This is a genomic window from Corynebacterium meridianum (assembly GCF_016342265.1).
In the GTDB taxonomy this organism is placed as follows: domain Bacteria; phylum Actinomycetota; class Actinomycetes; order Mycobacteriales; family Mycobacteriaceae; genus Corynebacterium; species Corynebacterium meridianum.
The window spans coordinates 162,496-183,977 of the sequence record NZ_JAEIOS010000012.1 but is presented as its reverse complement, the minus strand read 5'-3'; the positions used below and the strand labels follow the sequence as shown (position 1 = coordinate 183,977).

Annotated in this window: 21 protein-coding genes; 10 read left to right on the top strand and 11 right to left on the bottom strand. The window is 67.1% G+C overall.

Annotated elements, in window-relative coordinates; genetic code table 11:
- Nucleotides 1-167: 167 nt before the first annotated feature.
- Nucleotides 168-1,544 carry a phosphomannomutase/phosphoglucomutase gene (locus tag JDV75_RS07375; RefSeq protein ID WP_198738615.1) on the bottom strand — a complete coding sequence of 459 codons (1,377 nt, stop codon included), beginning with the start codon at nt 1,542-1,544 and terminating at the stop codon, nt 168-170.
- A gap of 245 nt (nt 1,545-1,789) precedes the next feature.
- Entirely contained in the window at nt 1,790-2,236 is a 447-nt protein-coding gene (locus tag JDV75_RS07370; RefSeq protein ID WP_198738614.1) for a DUF3499 family protein, read from the bottom strand.
- Nucleotides 2,237-2,331: 95 nt separating this feature from the next.
- Here JDV75_RS07370 and JDV75_RS07365 point away from each other — a divergent pair, with 95 nt between their 5' ends.
- Nucleotides 2,332-2,787: a metallopeptidase family protein gene (locus JDV75_RS07365; RefSeq protein ID WP_198738613.1), complete on the top strand. Its 456-nt coding sequence runs from the start codon at nt 2,332-2,334 to the stop codon at nt 2,785-2,787.
- Nucleotides 2,788-2,862: 75 nt separating this feature from the next.
- On the opposite strand, the gene JDV75_RS07360 is transcribed toward JDV75_RS07365, so the two are convergent.
- The 4 genes from JDV75_RS07360 to rfbD all read right to left on the bottom strand — a co-directional run bounded on the left by JDV75_RS07360 (nt 2,863) and on the right by rfbD (nt 6,565).
- Nucleotides 2,863-3,111 (bottom strand): WhiB family transcriptional regulator, encoded by a 249-nt coding sequence (locus JDV75_RS07360; RefSeq protein WP_198738707.1) that lies wholly within the window; start codon nt 3,109-3,111, stop codon nt 2,863-2,865.
- Nucleotides 3,112-3,622: 511 nt separating this feature from the next.
- Entirely contained in the window at nt 3,623-4,714 is a 1,092-nt protein-coding gene (gene manB, locus JDV75_RS07355) for a mannose-1-phosphate guanylyltransferase (RefSeq protein ID WP_198738612.1), read from the bottom strand.
- Between the two features lie 68 nt (nt 4,715-4,782).
- Nucleotides 4,783-5,673 (bottom strand): glycosyltransferase, encoded by an 891-nt coding sequence (locus JDV75_RS07350; RefSeq protein WP_198738611.1) that lies wholly within the window; start codon nt 5,671-5,673, stop codon nt 4,783-4,785.
- 4 nt (nt 5,674-5,677) lie between these two features.
- A complete protein-coding gene (rfbD, locus tag JDV75_RS07345; protein WP_198738610.1) occupies nt 5,678-6,565 on the bottom strand; it encodes a dTDP-4-dehydrorhamnose reductase in 888 nt (295 codons plus the stop codon).
- Nucleotides 6,566-6,686: 121 nt separating this feature from the next.
- Here rfbD and JDV75_RS07340 point away from each other — a divergent pair, with 121 nt between their 5' ends.
- From JDV75_RS07340 to JDV75_RS07310, 7 genes are all read left to right on the top strand, one after another.
- Nucleotides 6,687-8,273, top strand: coding sequence for an LCP family glycopolymer transferase (locus JDV75_RS07340; RefSeq protein ID WP_198738609.1), 1,587 nt, complete (start codon nt 6,687-6,689; stop codon nt 8,271-8,273).
- A gap of 34 nt (nt 8,274-8,307) precedes the next feature.
- Nucleotides 8,308-8,964, top strand: a complete 657-nt coding sequence (locus tag JDV75_RS07335; RefSeq protein WP_198738608.1) for a TIGR03089 family protein — start codon at nt 8,308-8,310, stop codon at nt 8,962-8,964.
- A 29-nt stretch (nt 8,965-8,993) separates the two neighbouring features.
- Nucleotides 8,994-10,025, top strand: coding sequence for an ABC transporter ATP-binding protein (locus JDV75_RS07330; protein WP_198738607.1), 1,032 nt, complete (start codon nt 8,994-8,996; stop codon nt 10,023-10,025).
- A gap of 274 nt (nt 10,026-10,299) precedes the next feature.
- Nucleotides 10,300-11,619 carry an ABC transporter substrate-binding protein gene (locus JDV75_RS07325; RefSeq protein WP_198738606.1) on the top strand — a complete coding sequence of 440 codons (1,320 nt, stop codon included), beginning with the start codon at nt 10,300-10,302 and terminating at the stop codon, nt 11,617-11,619.
- Between the two features lie 260 nt (nt 11,620-11,879).
- Nucleotides 11,880-12,950, top strand: coding sequence for a carbohydrate ABC transporter permease (locus JDV75_RS07320; RefSeq protein WP_198738605.1), 1,071 nt, complete (start codon nt 11,880-11,882; stop codon nt 12,948-12,950).
- Nucleotides 12,950-13,771 (top strand): carbohydrate ABC transporter permease, encoded by an 822-nt coding sequence (locus JDV75_RS07315; RefSeq protein ID WP_198738604.1) that lies wholly within the window; start codon nt 12,950-12,952, stop codon nt 13,769-13,771. The genes JDV75_RS07320 and JDV75_RS07315 overlap by 1 nt, the downstream gene beginning before the upstream one ends.
- Before the next feature lie 36 nt (nt 13,772-13,807).
- The gene (locus tag JDV75_RS07310; RefSeq protein WP_198738603.1) at nt 13,808-14,026 is read left to right on the top strand and encodes a hypothetical protein; all 219 of its coding nucleotides are present in this window, start codon (nt 13,808-13,810) and stop codon (nt 14,024-14,026) included.
- A gap of 23 nt (nt 14,027-14,049) precedes the next feature.
- Here the strand turns inward: JDV75_RS07310 and JDV75_RS07305 are convergent, their stop codons facing one another.
- Genes JDV75_RS07305 through JDV75_RS07285 form a run of 5 tightly spaced genes read right to left on the bottom strand, consistent with a single transcriptional unit; the run spans nt 14,050 to nt 17,729 of the window.
- Entirely contained in the window at nt 14,050-14,529 is a 480-nt protein-coding gene (locus JDV75_RS07305) for an ElyC/SanA/YdcF family protein (RefSeq protein ID WP_198738602.1), read from the bottom strand.
- Entirely contained in the window at nt 14,526-15,062 is a 537-nt protein-coding gene (gene purE, locus JDV75_RS07300) for a 5-(carboxyamino)imidazole ribonucleotide mutase (RefSeq protein WP_198738601.1), read from the bottom strand. Before purE ends, JDV75_RS07305 begins: the two co-directional genes overlap by 4 nt.
- Before the next feature lie 47 nt (nt 15,063-15,109).
- Nucleotides 15,110-16,348, bottom strand: a complete 1,239-nt coding sequence (locus tag JDV75_RS07295; protein ID WP_255520521.1) for a 5-(carboxyamino)imidazole ribonucleotide synthase — start codon at nt 16,346-16,348, stop codon at nt 15,110-15,112.
- Nucleotides 16,349-16,404: 56 nt separating this feature from the next.
- Nucleotides 16,405-16,872 (bottom strand): hypothetical protein, encoded by a 468-nt coding sequence (locus tag JDV75_RS07290; protein ID WP_198738600.1) that lies wholly within the window; start codon nt 16,870-16,872, stop codon nt 16,405-16,407.
- Between the two features lie 8 nt (nt 16,873-16,880).
- A complete protein-coding gene (locus tag JDV75_RS07285) occupies nt 16,881-17,729 on the bottom strand; it encodes a biotin--[acetyl-CoA-carboxylase] ligase (RefSeq protein WP_418884388.1) in 849 nt (282 codons plus the stop codon).
- A gap of 160 nt (nt 17,730-17,889) precedes the next feature.
- On the opposite strand from JDV75_RS07285, the gene JDV75_RS07280 reads away from it, so the two are divergent.
- Both JDV75_RS07280 and JDV75_RS07275 read left to right on the top strand, forming a co-directional pair.
- Nucleotides 17,890-19,521, top strand: coding sequence for an acyl-CoA carboxylase subunit beta (locus JDV75_RS07280; RefSeq protein ID WP_198738598.1), 1,632 nt, complete (start codon nt 17,890-17,892; stop codon nt 19,519-19,521).
- A 305-nt stretch (nt 19,522-19,826) separates the two neighbouring features.
- Nucleotides 19,827-21,440: an acyl-CoA carboxylase subunit beta gene (locus tag JDV75_RS07275; RefSeq protein ID WP_198738597.1), complete on the top strand. Its 1,614-nt coding sequence runs from the start codon at nt 19,827-19,829 to the stop codon at nt 21,438-21,440.
- Nucleotides 21,441-21,482 lie beyond the last annotated feature (42 nt).

Here is a 21,482-nt window from a genome sequence, read left to right as displayed (position 1 = left end):
GACCGGGATCCTCTCTGCACGCGAATCGCCGACACCGGAGGGAACTCGGAGGCGACTTCCCGACCATCCGTTCCGTGCATCATTGCACCACCGGTGTGGTGTTGTGTGATCCCCCAGGGTAGCGCGGAACGGCCCCCGAAGGATGGCGCCCGGCCGGCGGTGGCCGGCTAGGCCCGAATGATCGCCAGTATCTCGGAAACGAGCGCGTCGACCTCCCCGGCACTGGGTGCCTCGACATTCAGACGCAGCAGCGGCTCGGTGTTCGAGGCCCGCAGGTTGAACCATGCGGGAGTGTCCGCGAGGCTCACCGTGACCCCGTCGAGACGGTCGACGGATTCGGTGCGGTCGGCGAACGCCTCAAGGACGGCCTCGGTCCGCTCGGCCTGCGCGGTCGAGTTCTCGAGACGTGAGTTGATCTCCCCGGAGGCCGCGTATCGGTCGTACCGTGCCATCATCTCGCTCATCGGGGAGTCCTGGTGCCCCAGGGCCGCGAGAACGTGCATGGCCGCCAGCAGACCGGAGTCCGCGTTGAAGAACTCCGTGAAGTAGTAGTGGGCGGAGTGCTCACCGCCGAAAACGGCGTTCTCCTCCGCCATGGTCGCCTTGATGAACGAGTGTCCGACGCGGGTACGGACCGCGCGGCCGCCGTTCTCCGCGATGATCTCCGGTACCGCCCGGGAGGTGATCAGGTTGTGGATGATCGCAGCACCGGGACGGTCCGCCAGATAGCGTTCCGCGACGATCGCGCACACCGCGGAGGGACTGACGGGCCGGCCCTTCTCGTCGATGACGAAACACCGGTCCGCATCGCCGTCGAGCGCGAGTCCGATGTCCGCCCCCGTGTCGAGGACGAACTGCTGGAGATCCCGGAGGTTGGCCGGCTCCAGGGGGTTCGCCTCGTGGTTGGGGAAGGTTCCGTCGAGCTCGAAGTAGAGCGGGCGGATGTCCACGGGCAGCCCCTCGAACACAGCCGGTACGGTCAGTCCACCCATGCCGTTGCCCGCATCGACCGCGACCGTGAGCGGGCGGATCCCGGAGAGATCGACCAGTGAACGGAGGAATGCCCCGTAGTCGGCGAGGACGTCGCTCTCCGTCACCGTCCCCGCGGGCCCGTCGAACCCGGGCACACCGGCGACGAGGTCGTCCGCGATGGTGGCCAGGCCCGAGGACTGACCGACCGGGCGCGCCCCCGCGCGGCAGAGTTTGATTCCGTTGTATTTCGCGGGGTTGTGGCTCGCGGTGAACATCGCACCGGGACAGTCTTTCGCCCCAGACACGTAGTAGAGCTCGTCGGTGGAGGTCAAACCGAGCATCTCGACATCGAGGCCCTGTTCCGCGACTCCCCCGGCGAATGCGGTGGCGAGTTCGGGCGAGGAGTCACGCATGTCGTGCCCGACCGCGACGAGTGTGGCCCCTTCCGCACGCATGAGCCGGGCGAAGGCGGCGCCGGTGTCGCGGACGAAGTCGGCGTCGATGCCGTCCCCGACCACTCCCCGGATGTCGTAGGCCTTGATGACGGCGTCAACGGAAGCGCGGGTACGCATGTGCTGGTTCTCCTTCGGGATGGGCGCAGAAGCTGCAGAACACCGGCGCAGGTCCGGCGTTCACGCGTCATTCACTCAGCGCCGTTTCTGTTTCCGCCCGATCATACCCGGAGGCTTCCGGAACGCCATCCCGGAGAAGTCCCCGGGATGCGGTTTCACGCCCGGACCGGGGTGCGTGATCCAGAGGTCGACCACCGTCGACCGCACCCGGGTCGCGGCGCTCTCACACTCCGGGACACACTAGGTCATTCATCCCGTTCGCCGGATGAATCGGGGCTGGTCTCATCGGGATCGGGCACGACGTGCAGATGTGAACGACGACGCTGCCGGGCCGCCTGGATGCGCGGCATGCGGCGGGCGGGATGCCTGGAGTCGTCGGGTGGCGGAGTGGAGTCGGTGCCTTCCGGAACGAGCCCCGAGGTGGACCGGCCTGCTTCGCGGACGGCCTCAGCCAGGGCGGTGAGGTCATCGTCCTCGCCGAATTCCGGATGTATGTGGTTGAACCGCAGCAGTTCCCACCCGAGGGGTGCGGTGATGGAACCGGCGTGATGGTCGCACAGGTCCCAGCTGTGGGGCTCGCTGTTCGGGGCGAGTGGACCGATCACCGCCGTCGACTCGGCGTAGGCGTACGTCAGTGTGGCCACGGCGGGTTTGCCGCAGCCCGGGCGGGAACAGCGTCGGAATTGGCTCACGGGGTCAAAGTCTAGACCCTTGGTTGAGGTTTAGGTAGCACCCTCCCCCGGCGCGTCCCCTCACCGGCGACGCTCGACGCCTCTACGATGAGCACATGCCCGTCCAGTCACCCCGGAACCGCCGGAACAGAGGACCGCGCGGTCCGCTCCTCCCTCCCGGGACGCCCCGACACCGGACCGCGAGCCAGCGTTTCGACGCCGCCGTAGTCGACGCCTACACCCCCCTGCTGGACGCCTACCCCGAGCAGCTCCGGAATCTGGATATAGCGGTCGACACCGTCCCGCGCATGCGGCTGCGCCCGGACATGACCGTATTCCCCGAGGAGATCGTCGCCGACGGTCCGGTCCCGCTGGGACGGGTCATTCCGGCCGGCGTGGACACCCTGGGCCGCCCGACACGCGCGCGAATCGTCGTATTCCGGAAGCCTGTGGAGCAGCGCTGCACCGGGATCGACGAGCGCACGGAACTGCTGCACCGAATTCTCACCCGTCTCGTCGCCGCGCACCTCAACATGGATCCGGCGGACATCGACCCGCGGTTCCACGACTGACGGGAGGATCAACGCGGACGGCACCGCCGAAACCGGTGGATCAGGCGACAGGCCGGGTCAACGAACGGGACGGAGCTATCCGAGCTGCTTTTTCAGTCTCCGGCGCTCCCGCTCCGAGAGCCCGCCCCAGATGCCGAAGCGTTCATCATGTTCGAGCGCGTACTCAAGGCACTCATCGCGGACGCCGCACGCCTGACAGATGCGTTTCGCCTCACGCGTGGATCCACCCTTGTCCGGGAAGAATGCCTCGGGGTCGGTCTCGGCGCAGAGCGCCTGTTCCTGCCATTCCTGCTCGACGGCACCGAACAGCGCATCCAGGGGCATATTCACTCCACGGAGGACGGGGCCGTCGTTCGACGCCCCTTCGTCGCGGCCATCCACGCGCACGCTACGGAGCGGCGCGCCGGACGCGTAATCCTCCATGGACGCCCCCTTTCCCTGATTGGCGCTGAACAAAGACTCGTGACGGTTGACAGGTGCCGGATAGCGGATCCCGACCGGCCGGCCGAGGCGCTGACACGGAGGCCGATACCGGGATCACCCCGGAGATCACTCCGACAGCCAGTTACACAAGTGTGATTACACACGCGCCCCTAGATATCGTCAACCCGCGGAGGCCCTATTTTTCACCCCGGGCACATTTCCGCAGGAAGCAAATCACATTAGCCACAGCAGCCCCACAGTCGGGACAGCGGGGGTAAACCCAGGGTGTCCCACATGTAGTGGCATGAACTCTGTCGCATCGCAAGGGCCGGAGGCTGCGGCGTGTCGCAACAGCAATCCGGAGCACAGGGATGTTAGGGCCAGATCTCGTCCCGGTGCGGCATTCCGGAACTCAGGCGTCCGAGGAGAACCGCACACCACCGTCGGGCAAGACGACCCCGGGCCAGACGCGCATCCCGTTCCGCAGTTCACACCGGGCGCCGATCTGCGCCCCCTCACCGATCACGGCGTCGAAGATCCGGGCGTTGGGCCCGATGTGCACGCCCGAGGCGATGATGGAGTTCTGGATGATCGCCCCCGGCTCGATCGTGACACCGTCGAACACCACCGTGTCATCCAGCCGACACCCCGCCCCGATCTCGGTCCCGCGCCCGACGGATGTGCCGCCCAGCAGCAGAACCCCGTCTTTGACGCCTGCCGATTCGTGGACGAGCGATTCCCCGGTTCTCCCGTCGAGCAGGGGGGATGGGGCGATTCCGCGCACCAGGTCGCTGGAGCCGCGGACGAAGTCGTGGGGGGTCCCCATGTCCCGCCAGTAGGCGTTGTCCACGTGCCCGTACACCCGGCAGCCTTCCTCGAGAAGGCGCGGGAAGGTCTCCCGTTCGACCGAGATGTTCCGCCCCTCCGGGATCCCCTCGATGAGTTCGCGGCGGAAGACGTAGCAGCCCGCGTTGATCTGGTCGGTCGGCGGATCCTCGGTCTTCTCCAGAAAGTCCTGCACCCGCCCCTCGGCGTCGGTGGTCACGCATCCGTATGCCCGCGGGTCCGCCACGCGGACGAGGTGCATGGTCAGATCGGCATCCTTCTCGGCGTGCGTACGCAGTATGCCCCCGAGATCGGCTCCGCCGAGCACGTCACCGTTGAACACCATCACCGTGTCATTGCGGAGATGATCGTAGACGTTCCGGATCGCACCACCGGTACCCCGGGCCGTCTCCTCGACGACGTACTCGATCTCCAGTCCCATGTCGGAACCGTCACCGAAGTACTCCTCGAAAACCTCTGCCCGGAAAGAGGTCCCCATGACCACATGGGTTATCCCCGCAGCGCGGATCCGACCGAGCAGATGGGTGAGGAAGGGAACGTTGGCGGTGGGCAGCATGGGTTTCGGGGTCGAAACGGTGAGCGGCCGCAGCCGGGTCCCCTTGCCGCCGACGAGAATGACGGCGTCGGTGTCCTTGGCTAGCTCGTGGTGGTCAGTCATCTGGTCTCTTTCTTCCAATCGATTCTTCGGGTGAGGGTACCGCACATCCGGCCTGCCCGAGGGGGCGGTCACCGGCGACGGGGAAGCAGTCGGGATACCGCGAGCGCCACCGCGGCACGGATCTTCAGGCCCGCCCAGAGGAGGCCCCGGAGGGGTGCCATCCACGGTGCCGCGTGCCGGTCGGCCTGAAACCGGTAGGCGCTGTCGTGGTGCGCCGGGAGCATGAGATCGAGATGGGCGGACGCCGAATGCCCCTGGTCATGCTCGATCAGGGCCCCGGGGCAGTAGATGTTCTCCCACCCCGCGCGTCCCAGCCGGTCGCCGAGGTCGACGTCCTCGAGATACATGAAGTAGCGCTCGTCGAATCCCCCGATGGCGTCGAATGCCGACCACCGGAGCAGCAGACAGGACCCGGACAACCATCCCGCGGCCCGCTCGGTGTCCATGTCCGTGTCCGCGCGGTAAGACGCGGTCCAGGGGTTGGATGGCCAGATCCCCGAGAACAACGCATGGCCGACACCGTTCCTTAGCGTGGGAACCGCACGTGCCGAGGGGTAGGTGCCGCCGTCCGCCTGGCGTATCCGGGGCCCGACCGCGCCCGCGCGCGGATGCCTACGGGCGCAGTCGAGCAACTCGTCGATGCTGCCCGGATCGAAGGTGACATCCGGATTGACGACCATGAAGAAGTCGGGGTCCAGCTCACCCCGGTCCCGCCGGACCCGCAGCATCCGGGCGGCGACATTGATGGCGCTCCCGTACCCGAGATTGCCCCCGGTACGCAGCAGTTCGACGTTCCCCCGCTCGTCGGCGGCCCGCTCCGGGACACCGTCGGTCGATCCGTTGTCCGCAAGGATGACGTGGAGTTCCCGCTCACTGGCGTCGGGCAGAGAGCGGAGGAATTCACCGAGGTGTCGCCCAGGCGAATAGGTCACGGTCACAACGGGTAGAGGGAGGTTCACGGGGTCAGAGTCTAGCGCCAACGGCGCGGGCGACACCGGAGCGCCACTCCGGCAGTTGACCGTATCCGAGTGCACACCAGTCCCCCGTGTCGAGAACCGACCACGCCGGCCTGGGTGCGGGCCGTGGATATTCCCGGCTCCCGCAGGGCTCGACCCGTCCAGGATCCGCACCGGCCTCAGCGAACACGTGTCTGGCGAGACCGAACCAACTCGTGCACCCCGTACCGACGGCGTGCAGGATTCCCGTGGGCGCGGATTCGTCGGCGACGAGCCGCCAGAGTCCACGGGCGAGATCCACGGCGTACGTGGGATTCCCGATCTGGTCGTCGACCACCCGGACCGGACCATCCCCCGCGGCGAGCCGCAGCATCGTGCCGACGAAATCACGGTGCCCCGGCAGCAGGGCACCCGAGTAGACCCAGGCGGTCCGCACCACCGTCGCCCGGACGCCCCGCCGCTCCGCGACCTCACCGACAGCACGTTCCCCGGCGAGTTTGGTGATCCCGTAGACACTGTCGGGGTCGGTCGGTGCGTCGACGGTCAGCGGTCCGAGCTCCGCGCTCGCGGTGGAACCGAACACGTAATCGGTACTGAGGTGCATGAACCGGGCACCGGTCTCCGCACACCGTCCGGCCAACAGTTCCGGGGCCCGGACGTTCAACGCGTCAACCTCAGTGCGGCGCGCAGGATCCTCCGCCCCGTCTACGTCCGTGAACGCGGCAGTGTTGATCACGACGTCGGCACCGGAGAGTGCTGCGGACGTGGTGACCGCCTCCAGCGACGTTACGTCCAGGGCCCGGTGATCCAGCCAACGCACCCGGATCCCCTCGGGAGCGGTGAGTCTCAGGGCCGAGGCGACCTGTCCGTTGCTTCCGGTCACTGCGACGTCCATGACATAGACTCCTTCTCTGACAGCGGCGTGCACCCCACGCCCGTGCGGTGACACCCCTTTCTCCGGGATTGTCCCACCGCCACCTTAAGGCCCTTTCCGTCAACGCAGTTGGAGCTTGCCCGTGACCGATCACCACCGCCCGGTACGCGACATCCAGCCACCGCCGTCACCGGTCCCGGAGCTCAGGCAGACCGGCCCCAGGTCCCTGCGGATACTTCTCTCGCTGATGTCGGTCGCCGTGCTCGTCGTGTCCGGAATGGGCTATTTCACCGTCGGCCGCCTCGGAGACACCGTCGCCGGTGCGAGCAACCTGAACCTCGGTGGCGGAACCAAAGTGAAGAAGGGACAGCAGCTCGACGGTGCCACCGACATCCTCCTGGTGGGTTCGGATTCCCGCTCGGACGCCCAGGGCAATCCCCTCACCCCGGACGAGGTGGCCATGCTCCGGGCCGGTGACGAGGCGAACGACAACACCGACACCATCATGGTGATCCGGGTGCCCAACGACGGCTCGTCGGCGACGGCGATCTCCATTCCCCGGGACACCTACATCCACGATGACGAGCTGGGCAACACCAAGATCAACGGGGTCTACGGTGCGTACAAGGCCCAGCGCAAGGAGGAACTCGTCGAGGACGGAGTCAGCGACGAGAGCCGGCTCGAGGAGCAGTCGAAGGACGCGGGGCGCAAGGCGCTGATCAATTCGGTGGCGAACCTCACCGGTATCACCGTCGACCACTACGCGGAAGTGGGGCTCCTCGGTTTCGTGCTGCTCACCGATGCGGTCGGCGGCGTCGAGGTCTGTCTCAACGACGCGGTCTACGACGAGTTCTCGGGCGCGGACTTCCCCGCCGGGCGGCAGAAGCTCTCGGGACCGGATGCGCTTTCATTCGTCCGCCAGCGGCACGGTCTCCCCCGGGGCGACCTGGACCGGATCGTCCGTCAGCAGGCCTACATGGCCTCACTCGTCAACCACGTCCTGAGCAGCAGGACACTGTCCAATCCGAAGACGCTGACCCAGTTGGGTGAAGCCGTGAGCCGGTCGGTGATCATCGACGAGGACTGGGACGTGATGAGTTTCGCGAACCAGCTGCAGAATCTCGCCGGCGGGCGGGTGCAGTTCACCACGATCCCGGTGACCTCCATCGACGGCGTCGGCGACTACGGCGAGTCGGTGGTGACGGTCGACGTCGACTCCGTCCACGATTTCTTCGACACCCTCCTCGGCGATGAGGACGGCGAACAGGAGGGTTCCTCCGGTTCCAGCACCACCCCGTCCGACGACAGGAAGCCGGTACCGGAGCTCGACGTCCACGTTCTGAATGCGACCACGGTCTCCGGTAAGGCGGGCCGTGTCGCCGGTGCGGTGAAGGAACTCGGTTACCGGATCGGCGAGGTCAGCAACGCCCCGGACGGGCTGTATCCGGAGAGTGTCATCGTCGCGGCGGATGCCACGGATCCGGCGGTCAGGCTCCTCTCCGAGCAGCTGGGCGGCCTCACCATCACCGAGTCCCCGACGCTGGTCGACGGTGAGGCGGTCGTCGCGGTCGCCGCGGACTGGTCGGGGCCGGTGGGCGCCGAGCCTGTCGACGGTTCCGGCCCGGCGTCCGGTACCGACGGCGACACCGTCGGGCAACCGGGGCCGGACCCCGCCCCCGCGGCACCGGTCATCGATGCCGGTGGCGACGGGCCGAGGTGCGTCAACTAGGACCGTCGCCGCGGGTTTCACCTACCCTCGGGGTATGGACCTGCTCCGAGATCTGTTGGCCGCCGACCCCGGTGTGCCCCGTTTGACCGTCTACAGCGAGACCACTGGTGCCCGTCTCGATTTCTCCGCACAGACCCTCGACAACTGGGCGTCGAAGGTGGGGAACATGCTCTACGAGGAGTTCGACCTCCAGTCCGGTTCCCGGATCGCGGTTGACCTCCCCGCGGGTTGGCAGTCGGCTGCCGTGGTGCTCGGTGCCCTGGCCGCGGGGATCGACTACACGATCGGCGCCGACCCCTCCGCGGAGGTGCTCTTCACGGCACCGGACCGGGCGGACTCAGCCTTCGCCGGCGACATCGCGGTCGTCACCGACGATCCCTTCGGCCGCGGAGTCGAGGAGTGCGGCGGCGCGGTCCCGGACGGGGTCGTCGACTTCGGTCCGGTCGTCCGGTTCTACGGCGATCAGTTCCCCTACCCGACGAAGCCCCTCCGGGAGCTCATCGACGACTCGGTGGTCCTTCCCCCCACGGGGGCCCGGATCCTGATCACCGGTTGGAGCGACAACGCCGGATTCAACTCCGGGGTGCTCGCGCCGCTGGCGGTCGGGGGGTCCGTGGTGGTTGTCAACGGACCCGTGGACGCGGACAGGCTCGAGGCCATAGCCACCACCGAACGGGTGAACCACAGGTGAGACTCCGGTACCGCTGCTAGATTCTCCTCATGGCTACCGTTCGCTTCGACAACGTCACCGTCCGCTATCCCGGCGCAGAGCGCCCTTCCGTCGACGCCTTCGACCTGGAGATCGGGGACGGCGAGTTCCTTGTACTCGTGGGTCCGTCGGGCTGCGGAAAGTCCACGACGCTCCGGGCGCTCGCTGGACTGGAGGACGTCGAGAGCGGGAGCATTCTGATCGACGACCATGATGTGACCCGGTCCGAACCCGCCGACCGGGACATCGCGATGGTGTTCCAGAACTACGCCCTCTACCCCCACATGAGTGTCGCGGAGAACATGGGCTTCTCGCTCAAACTGGCGAAGCTGCCGAAGAACGAGATCGAGACCAAGGTCCGCGATGCCGCGGAGCTCCTCGGACTCACCCCGTTCCTCGACCGGAAGCCGAAGGATCTTTCGGGCGGCCAGCGGCAACGCGTAGCGATGGGGCGGGCAATCGTCCGAAACCCCGCGGTGTTCCTCATGGATGAGCCTCTGTCGAACCTCGATGCGAAACTCCGTGTGCAGACCCGCACCGAACTCGCTGCACTGCAACGTCGACTCGGCACGACGACGGTGTACGTCACCCACGACCAGGTCGAGGCCATGACCATGGGGGACCGCGTCGCGGTACTCAAGGACGGCATCCTCCAGCAGGTCGCACCACCGCGGGAACTGTACGAGCGCCCGGTCAACGCCTTCGTCGCCGGATTCATCGGATCGCCCTCGATGAACCTGATCGCCGCGGACGATCCCGAGCGCGGCCGGGTGACCCTGGGTATCCGCCCCGAGCACGTCCGGCCGCTCCAGGATGGGGAGGCGCACCCCACGGGACCGGTCATCGAGGCCGAGGTCGATCTCGTGGAGGAGCTGGGGTCGGAGTCGTATCTCTACGCCCACCGCGTCGACGTACCCGACGTGACCGTCGTCGCCCGGCTCAATGACATCCCGGCGCCGGCCCGCGGCGACCGCGTCCGGTTGGTTCCGGACATGTCCCGGGCACACTGGTTCGACGCGGAGACCGGGGACCGCCTGCGGTGAGTGCCCCCGGGAGCATCGGGTGAACGGCGTTCCCACGTACAGCGGCCGGTCCCCGGTCAAGGCACGTCAGCTGCGGAATCCGGATGACCACTCCCCCGTCGGAACAGCGTGACTCCCCCCACATCCGACATGTGGAGGTACCGTCCCGTCCGTTTTGAACGGTATCGAAGGTATAGTCGATCACAACCGCCCCGACATGTGTCACACTTCATTGCCCGTCTCCCGGGCCGTGCGGGAACACACCGGGGAACACCGAACGAGAGGTAGTCACCTTATGACGATCAGATTCAACCGCAGGGCCGTCACCGCCGTCGCAGCCACCGCTTTCCTCGCGACCGGCGCGCTGACCGCCTGCTCATCCGACTCAGATGACGCCGGCGACGCGGTCACCTCCGGAAGCTCCGCGGCATCGTCCGCGGCGAAGGAAGCCACCTCCTCCGACGACGAGGCCCGCGGCCCCATCACCTTCGCGATGGGCAAGAACGACACCGACAAACTCAAGCCCGTCATCGAGAAGTGGAATACCGAACACCCGGACGAGGAGGTCACCCTCAAGGAACTCGCCGGCGAGGCCGACGAGCAGGCCGACACCCTCAAGCAGGCTCTGCAGGCCAAGAGCACCGACTACGACGTCATGGCGCTCGACGTCATCTGGACCGCGGAGTTCGCGGCCAACCAGTGGCTGGAGCCCCTCGAGGGCGACATGGCCGTTGACACCTCCGGACTCCTGCAGTCCACCGTCGATTCCGCGACCTACGTCAACAAGCTGTACGCGGTGCCGCAGAACACCAACGGTCAGCTCCTCTTCCGGAACACGGCCCTCGTGCCCGAGGCCCCGGAGAACTTCGGGGAACTCGCCGAGGACTGCAAGAAGGTCTCGGAGCAGGACAAGGACTGCCTGACCCTGCAGCTGAAGAAGTATGAGGGCCTGACCGTGAACACGGTCGGCTTCATTGAGGGCTGGGGCGGCCACGTCATCGACTCCGATGAGAAGCCCGTCGTCGACTCCGACGACTCCAAGGCGGGACTGAAGGCACTCGTCGACGCCTACGATGACGGCGTCATCGCCGGAGACTCGATCTCCGCGACCGAGGAGGAGACGAACCTCGCCTTCACCGAGGGGCGTACCGCCTTCGCCATCAACTGGCCCTACATGTACGGCAACGCGGAGAAGGACAACTCGGCGGTCAAGGGCGAGTTCGAGGTGCAGCCGCTGGTGGCCAAGGACGGCGTCGGTGTCTCCACCCTGGGTGGATACAACAACGCCATCTCGGTCTACTCCGAGCACAAGGCAACCGCGCGTGACTTCATCGAGTTCATCATCTCCGAGGACAACCAGATGAGCTTCGCCGAGGCCTCCTTCCCGCCGGTTCTCGCGTCGATCTACGACGATGAGGACCTCATCAAGGAGTTCCCCTACATGCCCGCGCTGAAGGTCTCCCTCGAGAACGCTGTCCCGCGTCCCGTGAGCCCCTTCTACCCGGCGATCTCCAAGGCAATCCAGGACAACTCCTACGCCGCGCTGACCGGCGAGAAGAGCGTCGATGACGCAGCTTCCGACATGCAGGCGGCCATGGAGCAGGCCAGCCGCTAGTCGGCCCCGGGTGAGCGGCGGAACACCGCCCACCCGGATTCACCATCCTGCGGGCCCGCCCCGGTGGTCGACATGTCGTCGAGCATCGGGGCGGGCCTCTGTGTACCGAGCCAATTGTGCCGCCCTCCGCCCCCACACCACCCCCGACCTCCGGGGAGGATGTCCACCCCCGGTGTCCGGCGGGTAGATGTAGTAGAGGGATGGCCCCACCGGGTCCACCGTATTCCACCGGACCCATCACCACCGGACCGAGGAGTTCCATGTCCAGGTTGAAGCAGACCCGTTCCGCGGCCGCACTCATCGCGCCGACGATGATCGTGCTGGCCATAGTCATCGGGTATCCCATCGTCCGGGCCATCTGGTTGTCGTTCCAGGCGGACAAGGGCCTCGATCCGACGACCGGATTCTTCGTGGAGGGGGGCTTCGCGGGGCTCCGGCACTACCTGTACTGGCTCACCCAGAGCTGTCCCGCGGGCGGCGGTGAGTACAGCACCTGCCCACCCGGTGTGTTGTCCACGGACTTCTGGCCCGCGCTCCGCATCACCATCTTCTTCGCGGTCGTCACCGTGAGCCTGGAGACCGTCCTCGGCATGTGGATGGCGACCGTGATGAACCGGGAGTTCTTCGGCCGTGGTCTGCTCCGGGCCGCGGTCCTGATCCCCTGGGCGATCCCGACCGCGGTCACGGCGAAACTGTGGCAGTTCATCTTCGCCGATCAGGGCGTGGTCAACGCCGTGCTGGGGCTGGATGTCCGGTGGACGACCGACCCGTGGGCCGCACGAGCCGCGGTCATCCTCGCCGACGTGTGGAAGACGACACCATTCATGGCGCTGCTCATCCTCGCCGGTCTGCAGATGATCCCCAAGGACGTGTACGAGGCCGCGCGCGTCGACGGCGCCTCCCGGTGGCAGATCTTCACCCGGATCACCCTCCCACTGGTGCGTCCGGCGCTGATGGTGGCGGTCCTGTTCCGTACCCTCGACGCACTGCGCATGTACGATCTCCCGGTCATCATGATCTCCGGGGCGTCCAGTTCACCGACCGCCACCATCTCACAGCTCGTCGTCGAGGACATGCGGCAGAACCACTTCAACTCCGCCTCGGCGCTGTCCACCCTGATCTTCCTGCTCATCTTCGCGGTGGCGTTCGTGATGATCCGCTTCCTCGGGGCGGACATCCGCAGTACCTCCCGGACCGCGAAGGGCACGACCGCGGCGCCGCCCGATGATGCTCCCCCGGCACACAATCCACTCGTCCTGGCCGCGTCCGGTGTCCGTCCCGGAACCGCCTCGACTCCCGGCCCGGCCCACACCGAAGGAGAGGAAGGGTAATGAAGAGCATCCGCAACTACATCGGCGTCCTGGCGATCCTCGTCTGGGGCCTCGCGCCCTTCTACTGGATGCTGGTCACCGCGCTCCGTGACTCGGACTGGACCTTCGACACGACCCCCTGGCCCACACACGTAACCCTGGACAACTTCCGCGATGCCCTGGCGACGGATGCCGGCAACAATTTCCTCGCGGCGATCGGGAACTCCCTGATCATCGGTCTGATCACCACCGCGGCCAGCGTCCTCGTCGGTGTCTTCGCCGCCTACGCTCTTGCCCGACTGGACTTCCGGGGCAAGGGCATCGTGACCGGCATCGTCCTGGCCGCAAGCATGTTTCCGGGCATCGCGCTGGTCACCCCCCTGTTCCAGCTCTTCGGTGATCTGGGGTGGATCGGCACCTACCGGGCGCTGATCATCCCCAACATCTCCTTCGCACTCCCCCTGACCATCTACACGCTGGTGAGCTTCTTCCAGCAGCTCCCCTGGGAGCTCGAGGAGGCCGCCCGCGTGGATGGGGCATCCCGGGGGCAGGCGTTCCGGCTGGTTCTGCTCCCGCTGGCGGCACCCGCGCTGTTCACGACCGCGATCCTCGCGTTCATCGCGGCGTGGAACGAGTTCATGCTGGCCAAGCAGCTCTCCACGACAGCGACGGAGCCCGTGACCGTGGCGATCGCGCGCTTCTCCGGTCCCTCCGCGTTCGAGTACCCGTACACCTCGATCATGGCCGCGGGTGCGTTGGTGACGGTCCCCCTCGTCATCATGGTGCTCGTGTTCCAGCGCCGCATCGTCGCCGGTCTGACCGCCGGTGGCGTGAAGGCCTGATCACCCCACACCGCAACCACCCGGGAGGAACCCGCCTTGGCCACGACCCCGCCCGACCGTGACCCGTCGGAGACCCGCCGCCGGAAACTGCAGCGCGACACCCTCACCGGGTTCCTGTCCTTCTTCGCGGCCGTCGCACTGCTCCAGGCGGTGATCAACGTGACCCGTCCCGAACCGGAGGTGTGGCCCGCCGTCCTCGCCCTCGTCCTCGTTCTCGCCGCCGTCTGGTTGTGGCGTTCCGGCAGGAGGCGCTGACCGGGCCCCGTGGGAACGGTCGTTCAGGAGCGGATGCGCCGCCAGATGATGCGGAGCGCCGAGTGGAGCAGTGCGAATACCTCACGCGTCCACAGGTGGGGAATCCTGACGAGCGGGGTCCTCGCGGCGACCATCCGCACGCGGTACCCGTGGTGCCAGGCCCAGAGCTTCACCCTGGGGGTGTGGAACTCGTTGGTGACCACGATCCACTCGGGCCAGTCGACGAGCAGCTCACGGGTGTTCTCGAGATTCTCGTTGGTGGAGGTCGCGCGATCCTCGGTGATGATGCGCGCCGCGTCGACCCCGTTGCGGACCAGCCAGTCACGCATCGCCGGGGCCTCCCCGGATCCGGTCACCACGACGGGTGAGTCCGGTTGCCGACGCACGGCGGGAAGGGCCGCGACGAGACGCTGCTCGAGGGCGCGTCCGGGGCGACCGTCGCGGAGCCTGCAGCCGAGGATGACGACCGGGAGCCGGGAGCCGTCGCCGACGGGCGGGGTCACTGTCCCAGCAGCCGCTCACGCAGTGCCGCGTCCTTGGCGAGCACCGCGTCACGCATCTCGTCCTGATAGGCGGCCATCCGCTCGACGAGTGAGGGATCGCCGGCACCGAGGATGCGGGCGGCGAGGAGCCCGGCGTTCTTCGCTCCGCCGATGCTCACGGTGGCGACGGGGACACCGGCGGGCATCTGGACGATCGACAGCAGGGAGTCCATCCCGTCGAGGGTGGCGAGGGCCCGGGGGATGCCGATGACCGGCAGCGGGGTCGCCGCGGCGACCATACCGGGAAGGTGCGCCGCTCCGCCGGCGCAGGCGATGATGCAGGACAGACCGCGGGTATGGGCGGAACGGGCGTAGTCGAGCATGCGCTCGGGGGTCCGGTGCGCGGACACGACACCGACCTCGAAGGGGATGCCGAACTCCGCGAGTACCTCTGCGGCGGGTTCCACGGTGGGCCAGTCGGAGTCGGATCCCATGATCAGGCCGACGAGCGGGCCGGTGGGTCGTTCGGAGGCGCTGCTAGCGGTGGTGTCCATGACCGTCCTTCGGGTGGGCTGATGGGGTGCGGGAGGTGGGGCGTGGGTCAGTCGGAGATCCAGCCGTCCGCCCAGGTCGCGTGGACGAGGTAGTGGGCCGCGAGACGCGCCCGCCGGCGTAGTTCGGGGACGTCACCGTCGTGACCGGGTCCGGCGACCAGGTTGACGTGTCCGATCTTACGTCCGGGGCGCCAGTCCTTGCCGTACATGTGGATCTTCGCGTCGGGGAACCGGTTCCACACCTCGATCATGCGGGCGTGCATGCTCTGCCCGGGGTCCTCGTCGGCACCGAGGACGTTCGCCATCACCGTCGTACCACCGACGGGGTCCGGGGAGCCGAGCGGGAGATCGAGGACGGCACGGATGTGCTGCTCGAACTGGCTGGTGCGGGACCCGTCCTGGGTCCAGTGTCCGGTGTTGTGCGGCCGCATGGCCAGTTCGTTGACCAGTATCCGGGCCTCATCGTCCCCGTCCGCGTGGGTGAGGAAGATCTCGACGGCGAAGACACCGGTGACACCGAGTTCTGCGGCGATCTCCACCGCGAGTTTCTCGGCCTGCTCCGCGAGTCTCGGGGGAAGGTCGGGCGCGGGCGCGACCGCCTCGGTGCAGACGCCGGAGGTCTGGACCGATTCCACGACCGGCCACGTCGCGCAGCACCCGGAGGGGGTTCGGGCGACCATCGCCGACAGTTCCCGGTCGAGGCGGACCTTCTTCTCCGCCATGAGCGGGATCCCGCGGCCGAGCAGCTCGGTGACCAGCCGGATCAGTTCCTCCCGGGTCCCGGGGAACCAGACCCCCTTGCCGTCGTATCCACCGCGGCGCGCCTTCAGACAGACCCGGCCGTCGACCTCGTCGAAGAAGTCGGTGGCGTCATCGACCGATCCGATCGCGGCGAACGGGGGTACCGGTGCTCCGAGATCGCGCAGCCGTTCCCGCATGACCAGCTTGTCCTGCGCGTGGACCAGTGCGTCGGGACCGGGTTGGACGTTGACCCCGGCGTCGATCAGCGCACGCAGGTGACGGGCGGGTACGTGCTCATGGTCGAAGGTGACGACGTCCGCGCCCTCGGCGGCCGTCTCGAGTGCCGCGAGGTCGGTGTAGTCGCCGATGACGACATCGGCGGCGACCTGGGCGGCCGAAGCTGCGGGAGATCCGGCGAGAAGCCTCACGGACTGTCCCATCTCGATCGCGGCGGTCTGCATCATCCGGGCGAGTTGACCGTCACCGATGACGGTGACGACAGGCATTCCGGCGGCGTGCGCCTGGTTGTTTCCACCGGCGGGCAGGGGATCACGGGGATGGTTGCTCACACCGCACAACTATAGCCGCGCAGCCGTCGGGTTCAGATGAGGGGATCGTTGATCATCCGGGCGATCTTCCGGATTTTCGGCAGTCCGCTGTAGTAGACGGGTAGATCACTGTCCTGCAGGTAGACCGCGAGCAGTCCGCGTTCCTTCTCCGCCCAGGTCACCGCGGACATGGCGAGGGTGCGGGGGCGTGCGCGGAAGCCGTCCGCCCGGAAGATGATGCGGCGGTCCGTGACGACCATCCGGCGACGACGCTTCCTCAGGAGCGGGAGCACGAAGCGCCAGAGGACCAGCATCACCCACAGATACACGAAACCGTTGCGCCACTCGGGCGGCAGACGGAGCGGCCCCACCCCGTATCTCCCGGCGTCCGCGGCATCGAACCAGCCGATGACGATCCAGAGCACGCCGGTGATCACGATCGTCTCCAGGAACGGGAAGATCATCTCCCGCAGCGGCGCCCGCACATCGACGAGGACCTGCTCATCGGGATCGGGGATCATCCGCCCACTCATACGGACCTCAGGTGCGTGACGTCCCCGGCCGCCAATTCGTGGTCCGTCCCATCTTCGTCACGGAACAACAGACGCCCGTCATCGGCGACGCCGGTGACGGTGCCGTAGATGGTCCGCTCCCCCTCCGCGGCAGGGACGACGACCTTGGCGCGGGCCCCGATAGAGGAGCAGACCCGGCGGTAGTCGGCGAGGAGCGCGGGTTCTCCGGCCGCCCACTGCGTCAGTCGGTGATGGAGCGCGAGCAGCACATCCCCGGTCAGCAGGGTGCGGTCGAAGGTGTGCCCCGGATCAGCGAGATCGAGGGAGATCGCGTGCGGGACCGGCAGTTCCTCCTCCGTGAGGGACACGTTGATGCCGAGACCGACCACCACCGCCGGGGCGTCGGAGAGATTCGCGGCCTCGGCGAGGATTCCGCAGAGTTTCCGCCCCCCGATCAGCACATCGTTCGGCCATTTCAGTACCGGGTCCAGGGCAACGGGATGGCCCGAGTCCGCGGCGGTCCTCCCTGCGGCGGCGGTGACGGCGTCGATCACCGCAAGTCCGGCCGCCAACGGCAGGGTACCGAGGCGACCGAGGCTCGACCGTGGTGGACGGATCAGGACACTGACGATGACCTGACTGCCCGCGGGGGCCGTCCAGACCCGTCCGTGCCGTCCCCGACCGGCGGACTGGTCCTCCGTTATCGCGGCGGTCCACTCCGGCGCCCCCTTACCCGCCGCAGCGACCAGGTCGGCGTTCGTGGAACCGGTCCGCGCGGTGTGGTCGATGCGGTTGTAGGGCCCGCCGTCCACACAACGGCGGCGCAGTGCGTCGGTGTCGACCGGGTTACGTGGGCTCCGCGAAATCATGCCTGCCACGATAGCGCGTGCGCGGCCGGCCGGGCGACACGCCCGAATCCACTGTCACCGCCGGAAACAACCTTTCACCAGCACGTTCTCTAATTGTGATGCAGATCACCACGTTTTTGCTTTGAAAACTAAAACTGCTCCCCTAGACTCCCCAAACATGACGATTTCCTCACCTTTGATCGACGTTTCCTCGATGTCCGGCCCGATGACCACAGCCGACAAGATCGCGGACCTCAAGGCACGCCGCGCCGAGGCCACCTTCCCCATGGGTCTCACACCGGTGGAGAAAATCCATTCCGCAGGCCGACTCACCGCCCGCGAACGCCTGGATTTCCTCCTCGACGAGGGTTCCTTCATCGAGACGGACCAGCTGGCCCGGCACCGCACCACCGCCTTCGGGATGGGCGGCCGACGCCCGGCCACCGACGGGGTCGTCACCGGCTGGGGCACCATCGACGGCCGTGAGGTCTGCATCTTCTCCCAGGACGGCACCGTGTTCGGCGGTGCCCTCGGCGAGGTGTACGGCGAGAAGATGATCAAGATCATGGAGCTGGCCGTGGACACCGGCCGCCCCCTCATCGGCCTGTACGAGGGAGCGGGCGCACGCATCCAGGACGGTGCCGTATCCCTGGATCTCATCGCGCAGACCTTCTACCAGAACATCAACGCCTCCGGTGTCGTCCCGCAGATCTCCGTGATCATGGGTGCCTGCGCCGGCGGCAACGCCTACTCCCCCGCACTCACCGACTTCGTCGTCATGGTCGACCAGACCTCGAAGATGTTCGTCACCGGCCCCGACGTCATCAAGACCGTCACCGGCGAACAGATCACCCAGGAGGAACTGGGGGGCGCGAGCACCCACATGGAGACCGCCGGCAACAGCCACTACACCGCCGCCTCCGACGAGGACGCCCTCGAATGGGTGCAGGAGCTCGTCGGATACCTCCCCTCGAACAACCGGAGCTTCGCTCCGCTCGAGGACCACGACCGTGATGAGGGATCCATCAGCGACAACATCACCGCGGACGACCTCAAGCTCGACGGGATCATCCCCGACTCACCGACCACGCCCTACGACGTCCGCGAGGTCATCGAGTGCCTGACCGACGACGGCGACTACCTGGAGATCCAGGAGGACCGCGCCGCGAACGTGGTGATCGCGTTCGGCCGCGTCGAGGGACAGTCCGTCGGATTCGTGGCTAACCAGCCGACCCAGTTCGCCGGCTGCCTGGACATCGACGCCAGCGAGAAGGCCGCCCGGTTCATCCGCACCTGCGACGCCTTCAACATCCCGATCGTCATGCTCGTCGACGTCCCCGGCTTCCTGCCCGGGGCCGGACAGGAATACGAGGGCATCCTCCGCCGGGGAGCGAAGCTGCTCTACGCCTACGGCGAGGCCACCGTCCCGAAGATCACCGTCACCATGCGCAAGGCCTACGGCGGGGCGTACTGCGTGATGGGGTCCAAGGGCCTCGGTGCGGACCTGAACCTGGCGTGGCCCACGGCCCAGATTGCCGTCATGGGAGCCAAGGGCGCCGTCGGCTTCATCTACCGCAAGCAGCTGAAGGACGCCGCCGAACGCGGTCTCGACGTCGCCGAGTTCGCCGCCTCGTTCGAGCGCGAGTACGAGGACTACATGCTGACTCCGTACCTCGCCGCCGAACGCGGCCTGATCGACGCGGTCATCCTGCCCAGCGAAACCCGCGGCCAGATCGCCCGCAACCTGCGCCTCTTCGCGGGGAAGAACGTCCAGAGGCCCGCCCGGAAGCACGGAAACATCCCCCTGTAGGCGGGAAAACCGGTTCCTCCACCTGACGGAAGGCCACACCATGGCCCCCTGACCGGGGGTAATGGATGAGAATCCCCTGGCGCCTCCCCGGCTCCGTTGCGGAACCGGGGAGGCGCCTTCCGTAGCTGATGTTCCGGGACCAAAAGTGCTGTACAACTCGTACCCGCAGCCCTCCGTCCGGGGCTGCGTCCCCTGCTAGAGTGTCTCCGTCCACCGGGCTCTCCCACCGGGAAGGCGTCCCGACAAGAGAATGCTGTCCGGTTTTCACTCCTTCGGGCGGCCCCACCCCTATAAACTTGGAAAACATGACGACCGAAAACTCCACACCCGACCTGACCACCACGGCCGGTAAACTCGCCGACCTCCGCGCGCGCCTCACGGAGACCGTCGCCCCCATGGGTGAAGCCTCCGTCGAGCGTGTCCACGAGGCGGGCAAGAAAACCGCCCGCGAACGCATCGAGTACCTTCTCGACGACGGCTCCTTCGTTGAGGTGGACGCTCTCGCACGCCACCGGTCGAAGAACTTCGGTCTCGACGCGAAGCGTCCCGTCACCGACGGTGTCGTGACCGGCTACGGCACCATCGACGGGCGGAAGGTCTGCGTGTTCTCGCAGGACGGCGCCGTGTTCGGCGGTGCCCTCGGCGAGGTCTACGGCGAAAAGATCGTCAAGATCATGGACCTGGCCATCAAGACCGGGGTCCCGCTCATCGGCATCAACGAAGGCGCCGGAGCCCGGATCCAGGAGGGCGTGGTCTCCCTCGGCCTCTACTCCCAGATCTTCTATCGCAACACCATGGCCTCCGGTGTCATCCCGCAGATCTCCATGATCATGGGCGCCTGCGCCGGCGGGCACGTCTACTCCCCCGCACTGACCGACTTCATCGTGATGGTCGACAAGACCTCCAAGATGTTCATCACCGGCCCCGACGTCATCAAGACCGTCACCGGCGAGGAGGTCACCCAGGAGGAACTGGGCGGCGCCGACACCCACATGTCCATGTCGGGTACCTCGCACTACACCGGGTCCGACGACGCCGACGCCCTCGACTGGGTCCGCGAGCTCATCACCTACCTGCCGCAGAACAACCGTGCGGAGACGCCGCGCCAGGAAGCCGAGATCATGGAGGGCTCCATCGCGGACAACATCACAGACGCGGACCGCGAACTCGACACGATCATCCCGGATTCCCCGAACCAGCCGTACGACATGAAGGATGTCATCACCCGTGTCGTCGACGACGGCGAGTTCCTGGAGATCCAGGAGGGCTACGCGGAGAACATCCTCATCGGATTCGGTCGCATCGAGGGCCGGAGCGTCGGGTTCGTCGCGAATCAGCCGATGCAGTTCGCCGGCTGCCTGGACATCAAGGCCAGCGAGAAGGCCGCCCGGTTCATCCGCACCTGCGACGCCTTCAACGTCCCCATCGTCGAGTTCGTCGACGTCCCCGGCTTCCTGCCCGGCACGAACCAGGAGTACGACGGCATCATCCGTCGCGGCGCGAAGCTGCTCTTCGCCTACGCCGAAGCGACCGTCGGCAAGATAACCGTCATCACCCGGAAGGCCTACGGCGGAGCGTACTGCGTCATGGGGTCCAAGGACATGGGCGCGGACATCTGCCTCGCATGGCCCACCGCACAGATCGCGGTCATGGGTGCCTCCGGCGCCGTCGGCTTCATCTTCCGCAAGGAGCTGAAGGCCGCCGCGGCGGAAGGCAGGGACGTCGCCGCCGTGATGAAGGAGTACGAGAAGGAGTACGAGGAGACCCTGTGCACCCCGTACATGGCGGCCGAGCGTGGCTACGTGGACGCCGTCATCCCGCCGTCCGAGACCCGTGGTCAACTGATCGAGGGCCTGCGTCTGCTCGACCGCAAGGTCGTCAACGTCCCGGCCAAGAAACACGGCAACATCCCGCTGTAGGGGCCATCGCCCTTCCCACGGCACAGTCACCGAAAACTCAAC